This window comes from Bacillus sp. ChL18, assembly GCF_026241425.1.
Lineage (GTDB): Bacteria > Bacillota > Bacilli > Bacillales > Bacillaceae > Bacillus > Bacillus velezensis.
The window spans coordinates 567,428-582,728 of record NZ_JAPHWE010000002.1 but is presented as its reverse complement, the minus strand read 5'-3'; the positions used below and the strand labels follow the sequence as shown (position 1 = coordinate 582,728).

Annotated in this window: 14 protein-coding genes; 2 read left to right on the top strand and 12 right to left on the bottom strand. The window is 47.1% G+C overall.

From position 1 onward, the window contains the following. Positions 1-35: 35 nt before the first annotated feature. From OQ477_RS13940 to degS, 3 genes are all read right to left on the bottom strand, one after another. On the bottom strand, positions 36-884 hold the full coding sequence (locus OQ477_RS13940) for a DegV family protein (protein ID WP_265972810.1): 849 nt from the start codon (positions 882-884) through the stop codon (positions 36-38). 97 nt (positions 885-981) lie between these two features. After that, positions 982-1,671 carry a two-component system response regulator DegU gene (gene degU, locus OQ477_RS13935; protein ID WP_003219701.1) on the bottom strand — a complete coding sequence of 230 codons (690 nt, stop codon included), beginning with the start codon at positions 1,669-1,671 and terminating at the stop codon, positions 982-984. A gap of 76 nt (positions 1,672-1,747) precedes the next feature. Continuing rightward, positions 1,748-2,911 carry a two-component sensor histidine kinase DegS gene (degS, locus tag OQ477_RS13930; protein ID WP_007407484.1) on the bottom strand — a complete coding sequence of 388 codons (1,164 nt, stop codon included), beginning with the start codon at positions 2,909-2,911 and terminating at the stop codon, positions 1,748-1,750. 222 nt (positions 2,912-3,133) lie between these two features. Here degS and OQ477_RS13925 point away from each other — a divergent pair, with 222 nt between their 5' ends. Then, positions 3,134-3,781 (top strand): YigZ family protein, encoded by a 648-nt coding sequence (locus tag OQ477_RS13925; RefSeq protein ID WP_007614107.1) that lies wholly within the window; start codon positions 3,134-3,136, stop codon positions 3,779-3,781. 4 nt (positions 3,782-3,785) lie between these two features. Continuing rightward, entirely contained in the window at positions 3,786-5,006 is a 1,221-nt protein-coding gene (locus OQ477_RS13920; protein ID WP_265972807.1) for an LCP family protein, read from the top strand. 98 nt (positions 5,007-5,104) lie between these two features. On the opposite strand, the gene OQ477_RS13915 is transcribed toward OQ477_RS13920, so the two are convergent. From OQ477_RS13915 to OQ477_RS13875, 9 genes are all read right to left on the bottom strand, one after another. Then, entirely contained in the window at positions 5,105-6,181 is a 1,077-nt protein-coding gene (locus OQ477_RS13915; protein WP_003151382.1) for a glycosyltransferase family 4 protein, read from the bottom strand. A gap of 132 nt (positions 6,182-6,313) precedes the next feature. Further along, a complete protein-coding gene (gene tuaH, locus OQ477_RS13910) occupies positions 6,314-7,510 on the bottom strand; it encodes a teichuronic acid biosynthesis protein TuaH (protein ID WP_265972806.1) in 1,197 nt (398 codons plus the stop codon). A gap of 19 nt (positions 7,511-7,529) precedes the next feature. After that, positions 7,530-8,288, bottom strand: a complete 759-nt coding sequence (gene tuaG, locus OQ477_RS13905) for a teichuronic acid biosynthesis protein TuaG (protein WP_044801923.1) — start codon at positions 8,286-8,288, stop codon at positions 7,530-7,532. A 23-nt stretch (positions 8,289-8,311) separates the two neighbouring features. Continuing rightward, a complete protein-coding gene (tuaF, locus tag OQ477_RS13900) occupies positions 8,312-8,992 on the bottom strand; it encodes a teichuronic acid biosynthesis protein TuaF (RefSeq protein WP_045209028.1) in 681 nt (226 codons plus the stop codon). Further along, a complete protein-coding gene (gene tuaE, locus OQ477_RS13895) occupies positions 8,989-10,476 on the bottom strand; it encodes a teichuronic acid biosynthesis protein TuaE (protein ID WP_265972802.1) in 1,488 nt (495 codons plus the stop codon). The genes tuaF and tuaE overlap by 4 nt, the downstream gene beginning before the upstream one ends. 67 nt (positions 10,477-10,543) lie before the next feature. Continuing rightward, a complete protein-coding gene (tuaD, locus tag OQ477_RS13890) occupies positions 10,544-11,884 on the bottom strand; it encodes a UDP-glucose 6-dehydrogenase TuaD (RefSeq protein WP_265972800.1) in 1,341 nt (446 codons plus the stop codon). 4 nt (positions 11,885-11,888) lie between these two features. Continuing rightward, positions 11,889-13,085, bottom strand: coding sequence for a teichuronic acid biosynthesis protein TuaC (tuaC, locus tag OQ477_RS13885; protein ID WP_265972799.1), 1,197 nt, complete (start codon positions 13,083-13,085; stop codon positions 11,889-11,891). Beyond that, positions 13,082-14,530, bottom strand: coding sequence for a teichuronic acid biosynthesis protein TuaB (gene tuaB / locus OQ477_RS13880; protein WP_265972798.1), 1,449 nt, complete (start codon positions 14,528-14,530; stop codon positions 13,082-13,084). Before tuaB ends, tuaC begins: the two co-directional genes overlap by 4 nt. A gap of 36 nt (positions 14,531-14,566) precedes the next feature. Beyond that, entirely contained in the window at positions 14,567-15,226 is a 660-nt protein-coding gene (locus OQ477_RS13875; RefSeq protein ID WP_014471097.1) for an exopolysaccharide biosynthesis polyprenyl glycosylphosphotransferase, read from the bottom strand. Between the last annotated feature and the right edge of the window lie 75 nt (positions 15,227-15,301).

Here is a 15,301-nt window from a genome sequence, read left to right as displayed (position 1 = left end):
AAAAAATCTCCGCTCTTGAAAACGGAGATTTTCACTTAGTTTTTAAAGCACCAGCCGATTCCGATGGCGCCTTCGCCCAAATGGGTTCCGATCACGGCACCGAAATAGCTGTTATAGAATTCGACATGAGGATACTTACCGCTTAACTCCTGTATAATATCCGCCGCTTCTTCTTCCCTGTTTGCATGGATGACAGCGGCCCGCATCGGGATTCCTTTACTTGCATCTTCCCCAAACAGCTCAAAAATTCTCAAAATCGCTTTTTTGCGTGTCCGAATCTTCTCAAAAGGAACAATTACCTTATTGTCAAAATGAAGAATAGGCTTTACCTTTAACAGACCGCCGATAAAAGCCTGAGCACTGCTTAGACGCCCGCCCCGCTGGAGGTGTGATAAATCGTCCACCATAAAATACGCACGGACTGTTTTTTTCATTTCTTCCAGCTCTTTTATAATCTTTTCCGGTGAGTCAACACCGTCTTTAATGAGCTGTGCTGCCTTTAATGCATAAAAACCTTGTGCCAAACAGCTGATCTCTGAATCAAAGGGATAAACTTTAATATGATCAACCATAGTGTTTGCTGAGACGGCGCTGTTATATGTTCCGCTGATTCCGCTGGACAAATGTATGCTTATGACTGCATCATATGTTTTGCCCAGTTCTTCGTACAATGCGATTAATTCACCGAAAGAAGGCTGAGACGTAGTCGGCAGCTCATCATGATTTTTTACTTCTTTATAAAAACTTCTCCAGTCGAGTTCTGTTTCTTCGCGGAATGTTTTTTCACCGAAAACCACTTGGAGAGGGATCATATGAATATGATGTTCTTCTCTCATCTCTTTCGGAATATATGCTGTACTGTCTGTTACAACTGCAATCTTCATCACTTTACCTGCCTTATTAAGTACTTAATAAGTATTTTAATAGATATGCAGCTGTAAAAAAAGACTTGCCATAACAGGCAAGTCTTCTCACACATGACTAACGCATCTCTACCCAGCCGTTTTTAATGGCCACGACAACGGCTTGTGTCCGGTCATTAACGTTCATTTTCTGCAAAATATTACTCACGTGATTTTTCACTGTTTTCTCACTGATAAACAATGATTCACCGATTCCGCGGTTGCTTTTTCCGTCTGCAAGCATTTGCAGCACTTCACATTCCCGTCTCGTTAATATATGTAATGGTCTCCGGATTTCCGGGTAAACCTCATGCTGAGGATGAGCAGAAACTCCACTTGTCGCAAGACGGCGGAATTCGTTGACAAGATTGTGGGTTACTTTCGGGTGAAGGTAAGAACCGCCCTCGGCTACCACTTTCACTGCTTCGATTAAAGTATCTGCGTCCATCTCTTTCAGGAGATAGCCTCTTGCACCTGTTTTTAAAGCATGAGTCACATAGTTTTCATCATCATGGATGGAGAGGATAATCACCTTAGATTCAGGGTACAGCTCAACAAGCTGTTTAGTAGCCTCTACACCATTTACATTCGGCATATTAATGTCCATTATGACAACATCGGGATGATAATGCTCGACGATTCGAGCCGCCTCATCTCCATCGTCACCTTCTGCTACCACTTCAAAGGTAGGTTCAAAATCCAATATTCTTTTTACACCCTCACGGAATAGTTGATGGTCGTCGATAATAACAATATTTACTTTAGTCACACGCTACGCCTCCTTATCCTATTGTTCTATATACGCCGCTGTTCGGTCAATATGTCTTTTGGCTCTATTTAACAAATTATAGGCCGAGAGATAACGGAACCTTAATCATGATAAATGTCCCAAGACCTATTTTAGAGTCTATCGTTATCGTTCCTTCAAGCAGATCTACTCTTTCTTTCATTCCCAGCAAGCCAAATGACTTGTTTTTCTTTTGTTTAGCATCCTTAATATCAAAGCCTTTTCCATTGTCCTTAATGATGAGAACGACAAAATCAGCGGTTACTTCCACTTTTACTGTAATTTCCTCTGATTCTGAATGCTTGAGTGCATTTGTGACGGCTTCCTGAGCGAGACGGAAAAGCGCCACTTCAAATTGCGGGGCAAGCCTTTGGTTCTCCGTGTCTCCGATGCACTGAAAATGTATTTTCACCTTTCCGTTGTATTCTTCAGTTGTATAAAGATATTTTCTCAGTGTCGGAATCAGCCCAAGATCGTCCAATGCCATCGGTCTTAAATCATATATAATCCTTCTGACTTCGTAAAGGGCATTCCGCACATTCTGCCGTAGATTTCTGATTTCCTGAAATCCGTCCTCCGTGCCGCGGTCGCGGAAGATCCGTTCAATTAATTCCGATCTCATCATGACATTTGCCAGCATTTGCGCGGGACCGTCATGGATTTCTCTGGAAACTCTTTTTCTTTCTTCCTCTTGGGCTTCAATGATTCTTAAACCGAAATCTTGTTTAGCCTGCGCATCGGCAAGAAGAAGCCCTACTTGGCGAAGGTCTTGATTCAGGTAATTCAGAACGACGGTTATTTGGCTGACTAATGATTCTGACCGTTCAATGATTTCCTGAAGCCCCAAAAGCCGGCGTTCTAAATCATCTCTGCGCTCCCGCAGCTGCTTTTCGCGCTGTTGGATCATCGTCAGTTCCACTTGAAGCTTGTGCGCCTTTTCATAGGCGTTGCGAATTTCTTCTTCGCTGAACTTATGGAAATTTCTGCTCACTTCAGACAAGCGGTTTCGTGCGTGCCGCGTATGAACTTCAAGTTTGTCGCCCAGCTCAATGACTTCGTACACCTGCTGTTTGATCTGTTTGAGTTCTTCAACCAGCTGCTCATATTGCTGGCGCGACTGCTCTCCGATTTGAAAAACCTCGTCCTTGCTCCCGTCCACGGTTTTCAGCATTTTCATAAGTATAGAATCCAAAACTTTGGAGTCCATCTTCGATTTATTCATCTGTCTCCCTCCGTAACGGTGTTGTTATGTATTTTTATTATAAATGTAATTGAACTGCAATTTATGTCGAATTATAATGAAAGAATGCGTATATTCTAGAAAAAAACATTTTTATATAGTATCTTACTCTTTCATGATACCAAAATATGCGCAAAAATTCTAAAGTCTGTTCGAATTTGTAGAAACAAGTCTTTTAATGCTTGTCAGGAGGGTCCAGCAATCATGCTGCACAGCTATTTAACAGTTAAAGAAACGGGTGAACATGAGATTGTGATTGAAAAATCGCGTTTTATCTGTCACCTGAGCCGTGCTGCTTCTGAAGAGGAAGCGCAGGAATTTATACAAAAGATAAAAAAACAGCACTGGAATGCGACTCATAACTGCTCAGCTTATCTGATCGGCGAAACCGACCATATACAAAAGGCGAATGATGACGGAGAACCAAGCGGCACAGCCGGCGTCCCCATGCTGGAAGTGCTGAAAAAACGCGGTCTGAAAGATACCTGCGCGGTGGTTACCCGGTATTTCGGCGGAATAAAGCTCGGTGCAGGCGGATTGATTCGTGCATATGGGAAGTCAGTGTCTGAAGGCTTAAATCATATAGGAGTTACGGAGCGGAAGCTGATGCGGATTATGCATACATCAGCGGATTATACGTGGCTCGGCAAGATAGAGAACGAACTGAGAGAATCAGTTTTTTTACTGAAAGATATCCATTATGCGGATCATGTCGAATTTGAAACTTACGTTGAAGAAAAAGACAAAGACGAGTTTATAAAATGGATGACAGAACTGACGAACGGCAAGAGTAAGAATACAGAGGGAGAACTGACGTATTTAGAAACAGACGTCAGCCCTAAAGGAGACTAATGTAATGGCTGAACGTGTAAGAGTGCGTGTTCGAAAGAAAAAGAAAAGCAAACGAAAGATCATATTCAAACGGATTTTGCTGCTGCTTACCCTCGTTTTGTTAGTCGCTGCCGGGTTTGGCGGATACAAAGTATACAAAACGATCAATGCGGCAGATAATGCATATGATGCCCTTTCCCGCGGAGACAAATCAAAACTTCGGGATAAAGTCATCGATATGAAGAAAAAACCGTTCTCCATTTTGTTTATGGGGATCGAAAATTATGCCACAAGCGGAAAAGGCGGACGATCAGACTCTCTTATTGTCGTTACCCTTGATCCGAGAAATAAAACAATGAAAATGCTGAGTATTCCGCGTGATACGCGGGTGACGCTTGCCGGCGATACAACCGGTAAAAAATCAAAAATCAATGCGGCTTTTGCTAAAGGCGGGGCGGATGAAACCGTCTCAACCGTCGAAGACTTATTAGGCATACCGATTGATAAGTATGTCACTGTCGATTTTAACGGCTTTAAGGATGTTATTGATGAAGTCGGCGGAGTCAATGTAAAAGTGCCGTTTGACTTCGACGAAATGAGTGACGTCAGTAAAAAGAAACGGATCTACTTCAAGAAAGGAAACATGCATTTGAACGGTGAGCAGGCTCTGGCTTACGCGCGGATGAGAAAGCAGGATAAGCGCGGAGACTTCGGCCGGAATGACCGCCAAAAGCAAATCCTAAATGCACTGATCGACCAAATGTCTAAAGCTGGAAATATTGCTAAAATCGATAAAATCGCTGAAACAGCAAGCAATAACGTCCAAACGAATATCCGAATCACTGAAGGACTCGCCCTTCAGCAGATTTACAACGGCTTTACCAGCAAAAAGATTGATACACTGACCATAACAGGATCAGATTTATATTTAGGCGGCGGCGGAACCGCGTCTACGGGCGGAACGTATTATTTCCAGCCCGATCCGACCAATCTCGAAAAAGTACGGCAGGAATTGCAGAAACACCTGGATTACCCGTCCGGAAGCAGCACGGCGTCCGATCCTGCTTCTGACAGCACAGGAACGGACAGTACGACTGATTCGACTTCCGGCAGCACGGGGACAGACGGCACGACTGATTCGACTTCCGGCAGCACAGGAACAAGCGGCACAACCGATTCAACCAACGGTACTGCTGGTGCAAACGGTACGGACAGCACACAGTCCGGCGGCACAACAGGCTATTAAGAGTAAACCCGATCCTTTGAGCAGGATCGGGTTTTTTTATATAATAAGAGAATAGCAGAATCCACAAAAAAGCAGACCATTCGCATGATCTGCTCTTTTTAATTTTTCTTTACCAATCTCTTGTAAAACTTGGTAAATGGTTTAAATTGTTCATTTACTAACCCTGTGACCTCTGCTATGATTTGCATAAATACAATCAATACAAAAATAATAAACAGCGAAAGCCATATGGTCGCGCTTTTCAGCAGGATGGCACTGACGCTGAAAATAAAACCGATTAAATAAATGATAATGACAGCCGTGCGGTGTGACAGCCCGAAGGCCATCAGCCGGTGGTGTATATGTGACTTATCAGGCGCTGAGATCGGCTGTTTGTTTAAAATCCGCCTGATGACGGCGAATGTCGTATCAAAAATCGGCACGCCCAAAATGATGATCGGAATGATGATACTGAATAAAGTAACACTTTTATAAAGACCTAATAATGAGAGTACTGAGATGACGTATCCGAGAAAGAGCGATCCGGTATCTCCCATAAATATCTTTGCCGGGTGAAAATTATAAAATAAAAATCCGAGTGTGCTTCCTATCACGACAAGTGAAAGTGACAGAATAAGGATTTTCCCTCCGGACAACGCCATAACGGCGATAGTGGAGAGTCCGATGACCGACAGGCCGGCAGCGAGTCCGTCCAAACCGTCAATCAGGTTCATCGCGTTCGTAATACCGACGATCCATAACACAGTCAGCGGGTAAGCGACCCATCCCAATTCTAAACGTTCCGTTAAAAACGGTACGGAGAAAAAGTCCATTTTCAGTCCCGTGCTCACAATCATAATGGCCACGGCCAGCTGGACGAAAAACTTTACCTTTGCGCTTAATTGGTATTTATCATCAAGGATTCCTAAAATAACAATAATAAACGCACCCACCGTGATGGCGGTCATTTTCGTTTCATTATATATGCCGGCCGCGAGCACACCCGCCGCTACGCCGATAAAGATGGCCAAGCCGCCCATACGGGGCATTATTTTATCATGTACTTTTCGGTTGCTGGGCTGGTCAACTGCACCTATTTTGATCGCAATTTTTTTTACGATAGGAGTTAGGATTAAAACCGTTAGCAGAGAGACAAAAAACGCAACAACTATGCGAAACATGCGTTCGTCAAGCATAAAGAAGTCTCCTTTGGAATTATATGAAGTCTTTTCTGATATTGAACCGTTCCTTCCATTATAATTCTTACTAGTTATTATAACAAGCATCATCAAAAAGAAACACGCAAATCAAAAAATGCGCTTTCCCTTTTAATGGGATTGCGCATTTTTCAATATACCCGTGCATTCGAGCATTCGGCCGAATAAAACATTCCAATCCCGTCTCCGGGCCAATTCACGGCGCAAAGCCTCGTATGATCCGCTGCGGTCCGCTGCCAGAAGCGCGTCGCAGGCCGCGATGAAATCTGCGGGGTCACTGCCTTCAACGTATTCATAGACGAAAGGCCTTTTGATTTTTGACGTAGAAGAAAGGTTGCAGCCGACAACCGGTTTCCCGGCGGCTAAAAATTCAAAAAGCTTAAGCGGAAATACCGCGTCATTATAAGGTGAATTTTTATACGGCATGATGCCGATGTCGACAAGCTGCATATAGGACGGCACTTCATTCGGCGCGGCAGGTCCCGTCCAGATGACATTCGGGCGTTCCAGAAGCGACTTGAAATCCGGATCGTCCTGAGCCGTGTTCGGGCCTACCAATAAAATCGTCCAGTCAGGCCTCACATCTGCCGTTTCCGACATAAGCGCAAAATCGAGCTTCGGTTTGATTCCGCCGATAAAACCGAGAACCGTTCCGTTCCGTCCCCGTAAAATGTCTTCATCCGGCTGTTTATTTTCCCGTGAAAACAGGTCATATTCCACTCCGTTTTCAATGGTGAACACTTTCTGGTGCGGGTTCTCCAGCTTTTTTCCGACCTCCTGGTGCAGACAGTCAGATGTACACGTAATGGAATCGGCACGCTGAATGATTCTCAATTCCGCCTGTTTAATGATGTTTCTTCTAACATTTGACAACACCCCGGACCGGCCGCTGATCGGAGCCGCCCACAGATCACTGCAATCATAAATCACTTCATCCCAAGGAAACAGATCTGCCAGAAGCGGAAAACCGGGGAAGGTGTACCATAAGCAGCAGCGGGCCCCTTCTCCTTCTTCCTTCAGCATGTTCACCAATGGTGAAAGCTTATGCCTGTAGCACATGTCTGTATACCTGCCGAAGCGGAAAGCTTTTTGCTGCATGACATCCTTTACAGTGAACTGCCGGATTCCCTCGGCGATCCCGGCCATCTGACCATCATTGGCTCGCGGAGACGGGCATACCCAAATGACGCTTTTCGTTTCTTTTTGCCGGGCAAGAAATTCAGCCAGCCGGTGCCGTCTGTATCTCAGCCGGTCATGCCCCCATTCCGCCGCTCCGACGATTACATGAATAATCGATTCCACCTTCATCACCCAGCTCCTCTGACGCCTACAGTCTTTTCATGACCGCGTTTTTCGCATATTGCATAAAACACCACGAAGCCTTGATAAAGTGCAGGCGCTCAATTTCTCTATAAACAAACCACGTTTTTTTTGCGGCTTTCCACTTGTTGCTTGAAATCGAATTCTGCACAAGCCTGTATTCTGAAAGGCACTCATTCAGGCCGTAAGCCGTAAATCCCCTTTTCAGCAGGGAAAGCCATGTCGCTAAATCCTGCCGCGTTCTGATATCAGGCATTTGAATCTGCCCCGTCTGCTCTCTGTCAATCATGACCGTTAAACATCCGATAATCGTGTTTTTTAAAGCTTCATCATATGACAGGCTTTCAGGGGCTTGAATCGTTTTGTCCGTCGGCGTTCCGTCCTGCTCCATGACGCTGTAGCCCGTAAATGAAAAAGCGCAGGACCGCTCTGCCATAAACGCAAGCTGTTTTTGAAGCTTTTCCTTTTTCCATCTGTCATCGCTGTCCAGAAATGCAACATAACGGCCCTTGGCATGTTTAAGGGCTGTATTTCTGGCAGCCGCGGCTCCCCCGTTTTGATCTAAATAAACGACGCGGATCCGCTCATCCTTTTGTTCATATTGCCGTAAAATATCTCTCGTTCCGTCCGTTGAACAATCATCCGCGATAATCATTTCCCAATGCGGGTGGCTTTGATGTAAAACGGACTGGATCGTGTCTTCGATATATTCACTTGCGTTATAAGACGGTGTAATGACAGATACGAAAGGTTTCCAGTTTGTCATGGTCACATCTCCATCGCAGATTTTTACAAGGACTCTCTAAAAAACTCAGGAATGACAATGAACATAAATGCAACTGCAATGCCGATTAAAACGCCCAGAACCGCTTTCTTTTTCGGCGGCATGCCTTGTCCCGCCGTTTCATTCATCGGCTCTGAATTGATGATGCCGGCCGCTTTCAGGTTCAGCTGCGTATTTTTCAATTCGTATAAAAATCGTTCCTTATCCACTTTGGCGTCCGCACTGACGGTTTCTCCTTCAAGCGCAGCAATACTCTGCCGCACTACTTTTGCCCGTTTTTCAAACAGGTCCTGGTCATTCTTCAGAAAAGTTTTTATGACGGCTTGAAACACCGATTCGGTCTCCTGTTTGTTTTGGCCGCTGTAGCTGACCGTGATCAATGAATCTGATTGTGTTTCGACAGTCAGTTTACTTTTCACGGCCGCTCTTTCTTCGTCTGTTTTATCAGGTAAAGCCTGCTTTAAAAAGGCATCGCTCGTCAAAAGGAGCGGGATTTCTTTTGTATTGTTATAAAGCGGATGATCATAATTTCCCGCGGCGATCGCGGCTTCTGATGTAAAACTGCTGTTTCCGCTGATTTTTGACGGCAATACATATCCCGCCGCCCCTAACACAACGGGCAGCGCAATGATCCAAATGATATTCTTTTTGATACGCCGGGTTATTCTTGTCAACATATCTTTCATCTCGCATCTCCCTGTTTTTCATAGTACGCCGTGACGGCAGGCTCCTTTTGTAAACGCCTCAATATATTGACCGCCGCGATCACGAGCGAGAGAAATACCCAGTGGAAAAATAAATTTGATACGGAGCTTGGGCTGATGCTGCTTACCAAAAAACCGGCCATCGCCGTGATAAGTCCTTCTGTGATCAGTCTTGACTGATTTTCCGATTTTCTTTCATGACATTTATAAAGTGTCCAAAAAAGGAACAAATAGACTGTCAGGTAACCGAGCATCGTAAGCACGCCGAAGTTCACCATAATCTCGACGAGCCAGTTGTGCACCTCAACTACGCCGCCCGTATCATAAACGGGCTCCGCTTTTAAATAGTAAGAGACGTTTCCGGCACCCACTCCGAACCCCCAGGAATCAATCACATAGTGAAAGGCGTTCTTTAAAAGATTCGCCCTCGCGATGTTGGAAGGAAGCGGTTGCTGTCCCGGCATCGCCTGCGGAGCTGAAAACAGATTCAAGACGGCATTGGTGATACGGCCCGCAAATAAAACCGCAAACAGCGCCGCACCCGCTCCCGCAGCGTACAGCGCGAGTTTTTTCAACAGGGAAGGCAGCAGGATGAAGACGTATACAGCCGCCCCCGCGCATATGCCCAGCAGACTCGCGCGCGAACCGGTCAAAATGATTAAATACAAAGCGCAGATCGCAAAGAGCAGGCTGACGGCCTTCACATAGCCGTTTTTCATATTTTTCACCGCCGCCGCATACAGAAAGAAACTGATGCACAAAAACGTCGCGAAATCATTTTGATTAAAGAAAACGGACGTCGGATAATGCTGTTTGTACTGCGGGCCGTTATAAAGCGTGGAGCTCGGCAGATGGTGGTGTGTAAAATGATTGTAAAAGCCGATCGCCATCACAAAAATGGTCATCACAAGCCATATGCCGTAAAAAACCATCAGCTGATCAAAGCGCTGAATGAACATGACAATAAGATAAATCAAAAACATGCCCATTCCCATTAAAGCTAAATATTTAATCCCGTACGTCACGGATTTTGCCCACAATAACGATAGGAGACCGTATGTAAACCATAAGGCGAAAAACATCAGAACCCCTTTTACATTCACCCGATTCCATCTGTCAATATGATGACGGTTTGTCAGGATGCCGGCGATGTGAAGGGCGCCTGCTCCGATTAATAACAGCCGGTATATAAATAAGCTGAAAAATCCGAGATGAACCGCAAAGAAGGCCTGATTTAAAAATGTACACGCGATCAGTATATAAATGAGCCCCATAAACATCTGACCGTTTGTTGTAAAGGCGGATAGCAAAGCAAGTCCGGCAATGCCGATCATGGCGGCAAGCAGCAGCACGGTGATTTTTCCGAAGCCGGCATCCGCCCTGACCGCCTCCAGCATGATGAATCCTCCTGTAATGACAGCGGCAAGCAGCACAAGAACATGTGCCGCTGAACGTTTGATACTCACATGGCAAACCCCTTTCCAAAACCGGCAGCCGAGCCGGGCTGCCGAGAGCCTGAAGACAAATCTTTTTCTATCTTGCCAGTTCTTTTATTTGCCGATCGGCATGAACCGCCGGACGTCCGACGGAATGATAAGTGAATCCTGAAACCCTCATATACTCCAACGGAAACATATTTCTGCCGTCAATGATGACCGGCTGTTTGAGCAGCTGCTTCACTCTCTGAAGATCCATCTCCTTGACTTCCGGCCAATCTGTTGTAATCAGGCATGCGTCCGCGTTTTTGATGGCACTGTACAGCTCTGTGTGATATTCAATGCCGCCGTCTCCTAATATCGCTGACGCTTCGGGAATCGCGATCGGATCATACGCTTTCACGTGAGCGCCCTGCTCTTTAAGACTTGTGATGATATCAAGAGCCGGGGCGGAGCGGACGTCATTTGTGTGCGGTTTAAAGGCTAGCCCCAGTACGGCCACGGTTTTCCCTTTTAAGGGACCGATAGCGCGGTTCAATTTTTCCGTAATACGGACCCGCTGCTTCTGATTGGTTTCAATGACGGCTTCCATCATTTGAAACGGATAGCCGGCGGCGTTTGCGATATGCAATAAAGCCGTTGTATCCTTCGGAAAGCAGGATCCGCCGAATCCGATGCCCGCCTGCAGAAATTTATTCCCGATCCGGCTGTCAAGACCGACGCCTTCTGACACGTGGGAAATGTCCGCCCCGACACGTTCGCAAATATTGGCGATATCGTTAATAAAAGATATTTTGGCGGCTAAAAAAGCATTTGCGGCATACTTAATCATTTCCGCGCTTTCAAGATTGGTCTTTACGATCTTCGTACGGAACGGCTTATGAAGCTCTTCAATGACCGAAGCGGCATGTTCGCTTGTGGCGCCGATGACCGCCCGCTCCATCTGCATCGTATCCCGCACCGCCGAACCTTCGCGGAGGAATTCAGGATTTGACGCGACATCAAACGGATGTTTTCCCTTTGACGCTTCGCTGACGATTTGATAAACGAGCTTTCCCGTCCCGACCGGAACAGTGCTTTTGGTGACAATGATTTTGTATCCGTTCAGCTGTTCTCCGATTGTTTGCGCCGCTGCCTTAATGTAGGTCAGATCGGCTTCACCCGTCTTTGACATCGGCGTACCGACGGCGATATAGATGATATCAGCGGCTTTCACAGCCGGCTCAATGCCGGCCGTAAAGGATAAGCGCCCGGCACTGACATTTTTTTCGGCTAATTCCTCAAGCCCCGGTTCATATATCGGGATGACTCCGTTTTGCAAGCTTCTGATTTTCGCTTCATTGATGTCACAGCAAGTCACATGATGGCCGATTTCCGCAAAACAAGTTCCAGATACAAGACCTACATACCCTGTTCCTAATACAGCGATTTTTTCCACAGCTTCATCCCTCTTTCGAAAGGTTCTCCTCTTGCCCGGCCCGGTTCATTACGGATCGGTATTTCTCTTTCAGCGCTTTCGCGTTTTGGGTTGCGTCAAAATACGTGCGGACGGTTTGATAAAGCTCCTCGGCTGTTTGCGGCGTCCAAGCCTCTCCTCCGTCATATTGCAGAATCGATTCTGCCAGCGTCTCAGGTGAACCCGGCTTGATCAGCAACCCCCGGTGTTTCCCGAATAAAGAAGCCAATCCTCCGACATCGGTGCAGATCACCGGCACCTTCAGAGCGAGCGCCTCAATGACCACAGTCGGCATGCCTTCGCTGTAGGACGGCAGCGCCATTACATCCGAGGCCAGCAGATAGTCCTGTACCTTGTCGTTCGGCACTTGCCCCGTGACGATATGAGCGGCTTCCCGCAATGAAGATGCGGCGGGACCGTCACCGACAAAGACAGCTTCATAATTTTCATCCAATGACTGAACGGCTTTTGATAAGTCGAAAACACCTTTCTCTTTGACAAGCCTGCCGATGAACACGATCAGTTTTTTATCCGGAGGAAGGCCGAGCCGTTTTCTGACGGCTTCTTTCGTCTCGTTCCTTTCTCGGAAGGCGTCAAGCGTGATGCCGATCGGAAGCACGCTGCACTCCGCTTCGATGAGCTTTTTCATTTGTTCCCGCAGACTGCCGCTCACAGCGTAAATATCGGCTGCTTCCCGCACCGCAAATGTAAATGCGCGATGAGCGCTTTTGCTGTAATGCGGATAGACATTGACATCACTGCCATGCAAGGTCAGTACATACGGAATGCCTAGAGCCTTCGACACAATGGCGGCCGCTCCGCCTGACGGCATGGCGAAATGCGCGTGAATCAGATCGGGCTTCAGGCCATGATTTCTAATCGCGGAAAGAACCGATGCCGCCATTCTTTTATGCGGCTGCGCCCATTTCAGCTGCCCGGGAACCGCCTGATAAAACGGCCGGTGGACGGACACGCCTTTCCGCCATTCATGCGCCGGCCTTATATCCTTTTGCCGATACGTCTTTTTCAGCACCCGGAATGGCGCGGCGAGTTTCGGCCGCGGACAAATGACGGTCATCTCCGCGCCAAGCTTTCTCAGTTCTTGGGCCTGCGTCTCATGAAAAACCCCTTCCCCCGGCTTTTCACTGCTCGGATAGACACTTGTCAGCCACAATACCTTCATAGCAAACGTCCTTTTCTTAATTTACTTTTCATATGCGGATAAGCTTTTCCTAACAGGAATAAATAACACAATGCGCCGCAGGCTACGGAGATCGCCAGACGCAGCTTGACATCAAGGCTGATCCGCTCCGTTCCGAAGCTGGCTGTAAAAGCGATGACACCCATTGCCGCCGTAAGCAGAAACGGTTTGGCCACGGCTTTGAAGTAAGCCGACAGCCGCAGCTTAATGACATATGCCAACAGCCAGCGCCCGATCAGGAAATTCAGGATGCTGATGAAAGCGTACGTCCAGGCTACCGTCAAGAGATTTCCGGACAACACGGCGGCGTACAAAGATGCACCATACAGCAGCATCACCCCGGCGTCCCAATAAAACGCCAGATCGGCCCGCCCTTTTGCGAGCAGCACAGATCCGTTCGGATTCATCAGGACCCTTAAAATCCCGACGATAGCGAGAACGTTTAAAACCGGGACAGCCGCCAGCCATTTTTCTCCGAATACCGAAGCCACGAATGCATCCGACACTGAAACCAAACCGAGCAAAAGCGGAAAGGATATCAGCGCGAGTATTTTGGTCATATTGAGAAATCCTTCTCTGATAACGCTGTTTTCATGCTTGTTTTTCGCAAAGACGGGAAACGCGACTCTCGTAATGATCGGATTAATTTTTAATACCGGAAGCGTGACAATCTGGTAGGCCAGATTGTAAATGCCGAGCGCCTCGGCGCCGATAAAACTGCCGATCATAATCATATCAATATTCGCCCCGAGCCGGTTCACAAGCCGGGAAGACAGCTGAAAGGCCCCGAAAGAAAAGAAGCCTTTCATTCCTTTCAGATCAAAAACGAACGCCGGTCTCCATGTTTTTCTGCAGGACATCCAGTACAGAATGCCTTTTGACGATTGCAGCAGCACCTGGGAAATCACATAGGCGAGAATCGGGTCCGTATAAAAAACCGCGGCCGCCAAATACACGAAGGACAGCACATTTGAAAAGATTTCAATCTTGCTTAGCGTGTTAAATGCCAGCGCTTTTTGCAGCATATACTGGTATTGCTGACCGATCGGAGCGATTAAAAACATGACGGCCAGCACGCGGATTAAATAGACAAGCTCCTCCCGCCGATAAAAATCGGCGATGAGCGGACTGCTGAAAAACAGCAGCGCAAACAGCGCAAGCCCCGTTATGATATTCAGCCAGTACAAGGAAGACATCTGTTTATCAGTCACATGATCTTTTTGAATGAGCGCGGCGCCAAAACCCATATCAAGCGCAATTTGGGCAAACACCACTACCGTTGTGATCATGCCGACAAGGCCGAATTCAGCCAGTGACATGACCCGCCCGAGCAGGGCGAATTGGACGATTTGAATGACCGTAATACACGCTGTCGAAATACTTGTCCATTTGGCGCCGCTCAAGATTTGATTTGTAATACTAGGCATCGTTTTCCCTACTTTTTTGTCTGCTGACCAGAATTTTTATCGCGCCCCGTCACCGGTCCAGATCACTTTGCACGTTTTGAGCATAATCTTCAGTTCCAATGAAAAGGTCAGGTTGCGGATATAATATAAGTCAAACATCAGTTTTTCCCTCGGTGTCATGTCATATCCCCCGTTGACCTGCGCCCAGCCGCTTAATCCCGGCTTAACGGCCAGCCGCTCCGTAAACCCCGGAATCTCGGCCTGAAACTGTTCCGTAAACACGGGACGCTCGGGACGCGGGCCGATCAGGCTCATTTCTCCCCGAAGCACATTTAACAGCTGCGGCAGCTCATCAATACGGGTCCTTCTGATAAAAGCGCCGACCTTTGTCACGCGGGGATCCTTTTTCAGCGCCCAGACCGCCCCCGATTTTTCAGCATCTATTTTCATAGAGCGGAGCTTATACAAATAAAACGGCTTCCCGTCTTTGCCTACCCGCTCCTGCTTATAAAAAGCCGGGCCGGGCGACTCCAAACGAATCAGTATGGAGAACAGGCCCATCACCGGGAGTGCCGCCAAGAGCCCCGCAAGCGCAAACACAATGTCCATGAATCGCTTAAAAGCCAAATAACGGGCCGTTCTTTCCGTAACGGCAGCGGAAGTCCCCTGCCGCACTGCATAGTTATTATTTACATTCATGCTTTTCTCTGCTCCCACTGACACACACCTCACGATTTGTTGGGATGTTTGATGACCTATGCCGTGAGTTTAGCAGATGGATGTTAATTGGAA

What these genes read in the sequence shown, in the direction of transcription:
- OQ477_RS13940 (WP_265972810.1), bottom strand. Translation starts at nt 884, where the DNA reads ATGAAGATTGCAGTTGTAACAGACAGTACAGCATATATTCCGAAAGAG.
- degS (WP_007407484.1), bottom strand. Translation starts at nt 2,911, where the DNA reads ATGAATAAATCGAAGATGGACTCCAAAGTTTTGGATTCTATACTTATG.
- OQ477_RS13925 (WP_007614107.1), top strand. Translation starts at nt 3,134, where the DNA reads ATGCTGCACAGCTATTTAACAGTTAAAGAAACGGGTGAACATGAGATT.
- OQ477_RS13920 (WP_265972807.1), top strand. Translation starts at nt 3,786, where the DNA reads ATGGCTGAACGTGTAAGAGTGCGTGTTCGAAAGAAAAAGAAAAGCAAA.
- OQ477_RS13915 (WP_003151382.1), bottom strand. Translation starts at nt 6,181, where the DNA reads ATGCTTGACGAACGCATGTTTCGCATAGTTGTTGCGTTTTTTGTCTCT.
- tuaH (WP_265972806.1), bottom strand. Translation starts at nt 7,510, where the DNA reads ATGAAGGTGGAATCGATTATTCATGTAATCGTCGGAGCGGCGGAATGG.
- tuaG (WP_044801923.1), bottom strand. Translation starts at nt 8,288, where the DNA reads ATGACAAACTGGAAACCTTTCGTATCTGTCATTACACCGTCTTATAAC.
- tuaF (WP_045209028.1), bottom strand. Translation starts at nt 8,992, where the DNA reads ATGAAAGATATGTTGACAAGAATAACCCGGCGTATCAAAAAGAATATC.
- tuaC (WP_265972799.1), bottom strand. Translation starts at nt 13,085, where the DNA reads ATGAAGGTATTGTGGCTGACAAGTGTCTATCCGAGCAGTGAAAAGCCG.
- tuaB (WP_265972798.1), bottom strand. Translation starts at nt 14,530, where the DNA reads ATGCCTAGTATTACAAATCAAATCTTGAGCGGCGCCAAATGGACAAGT.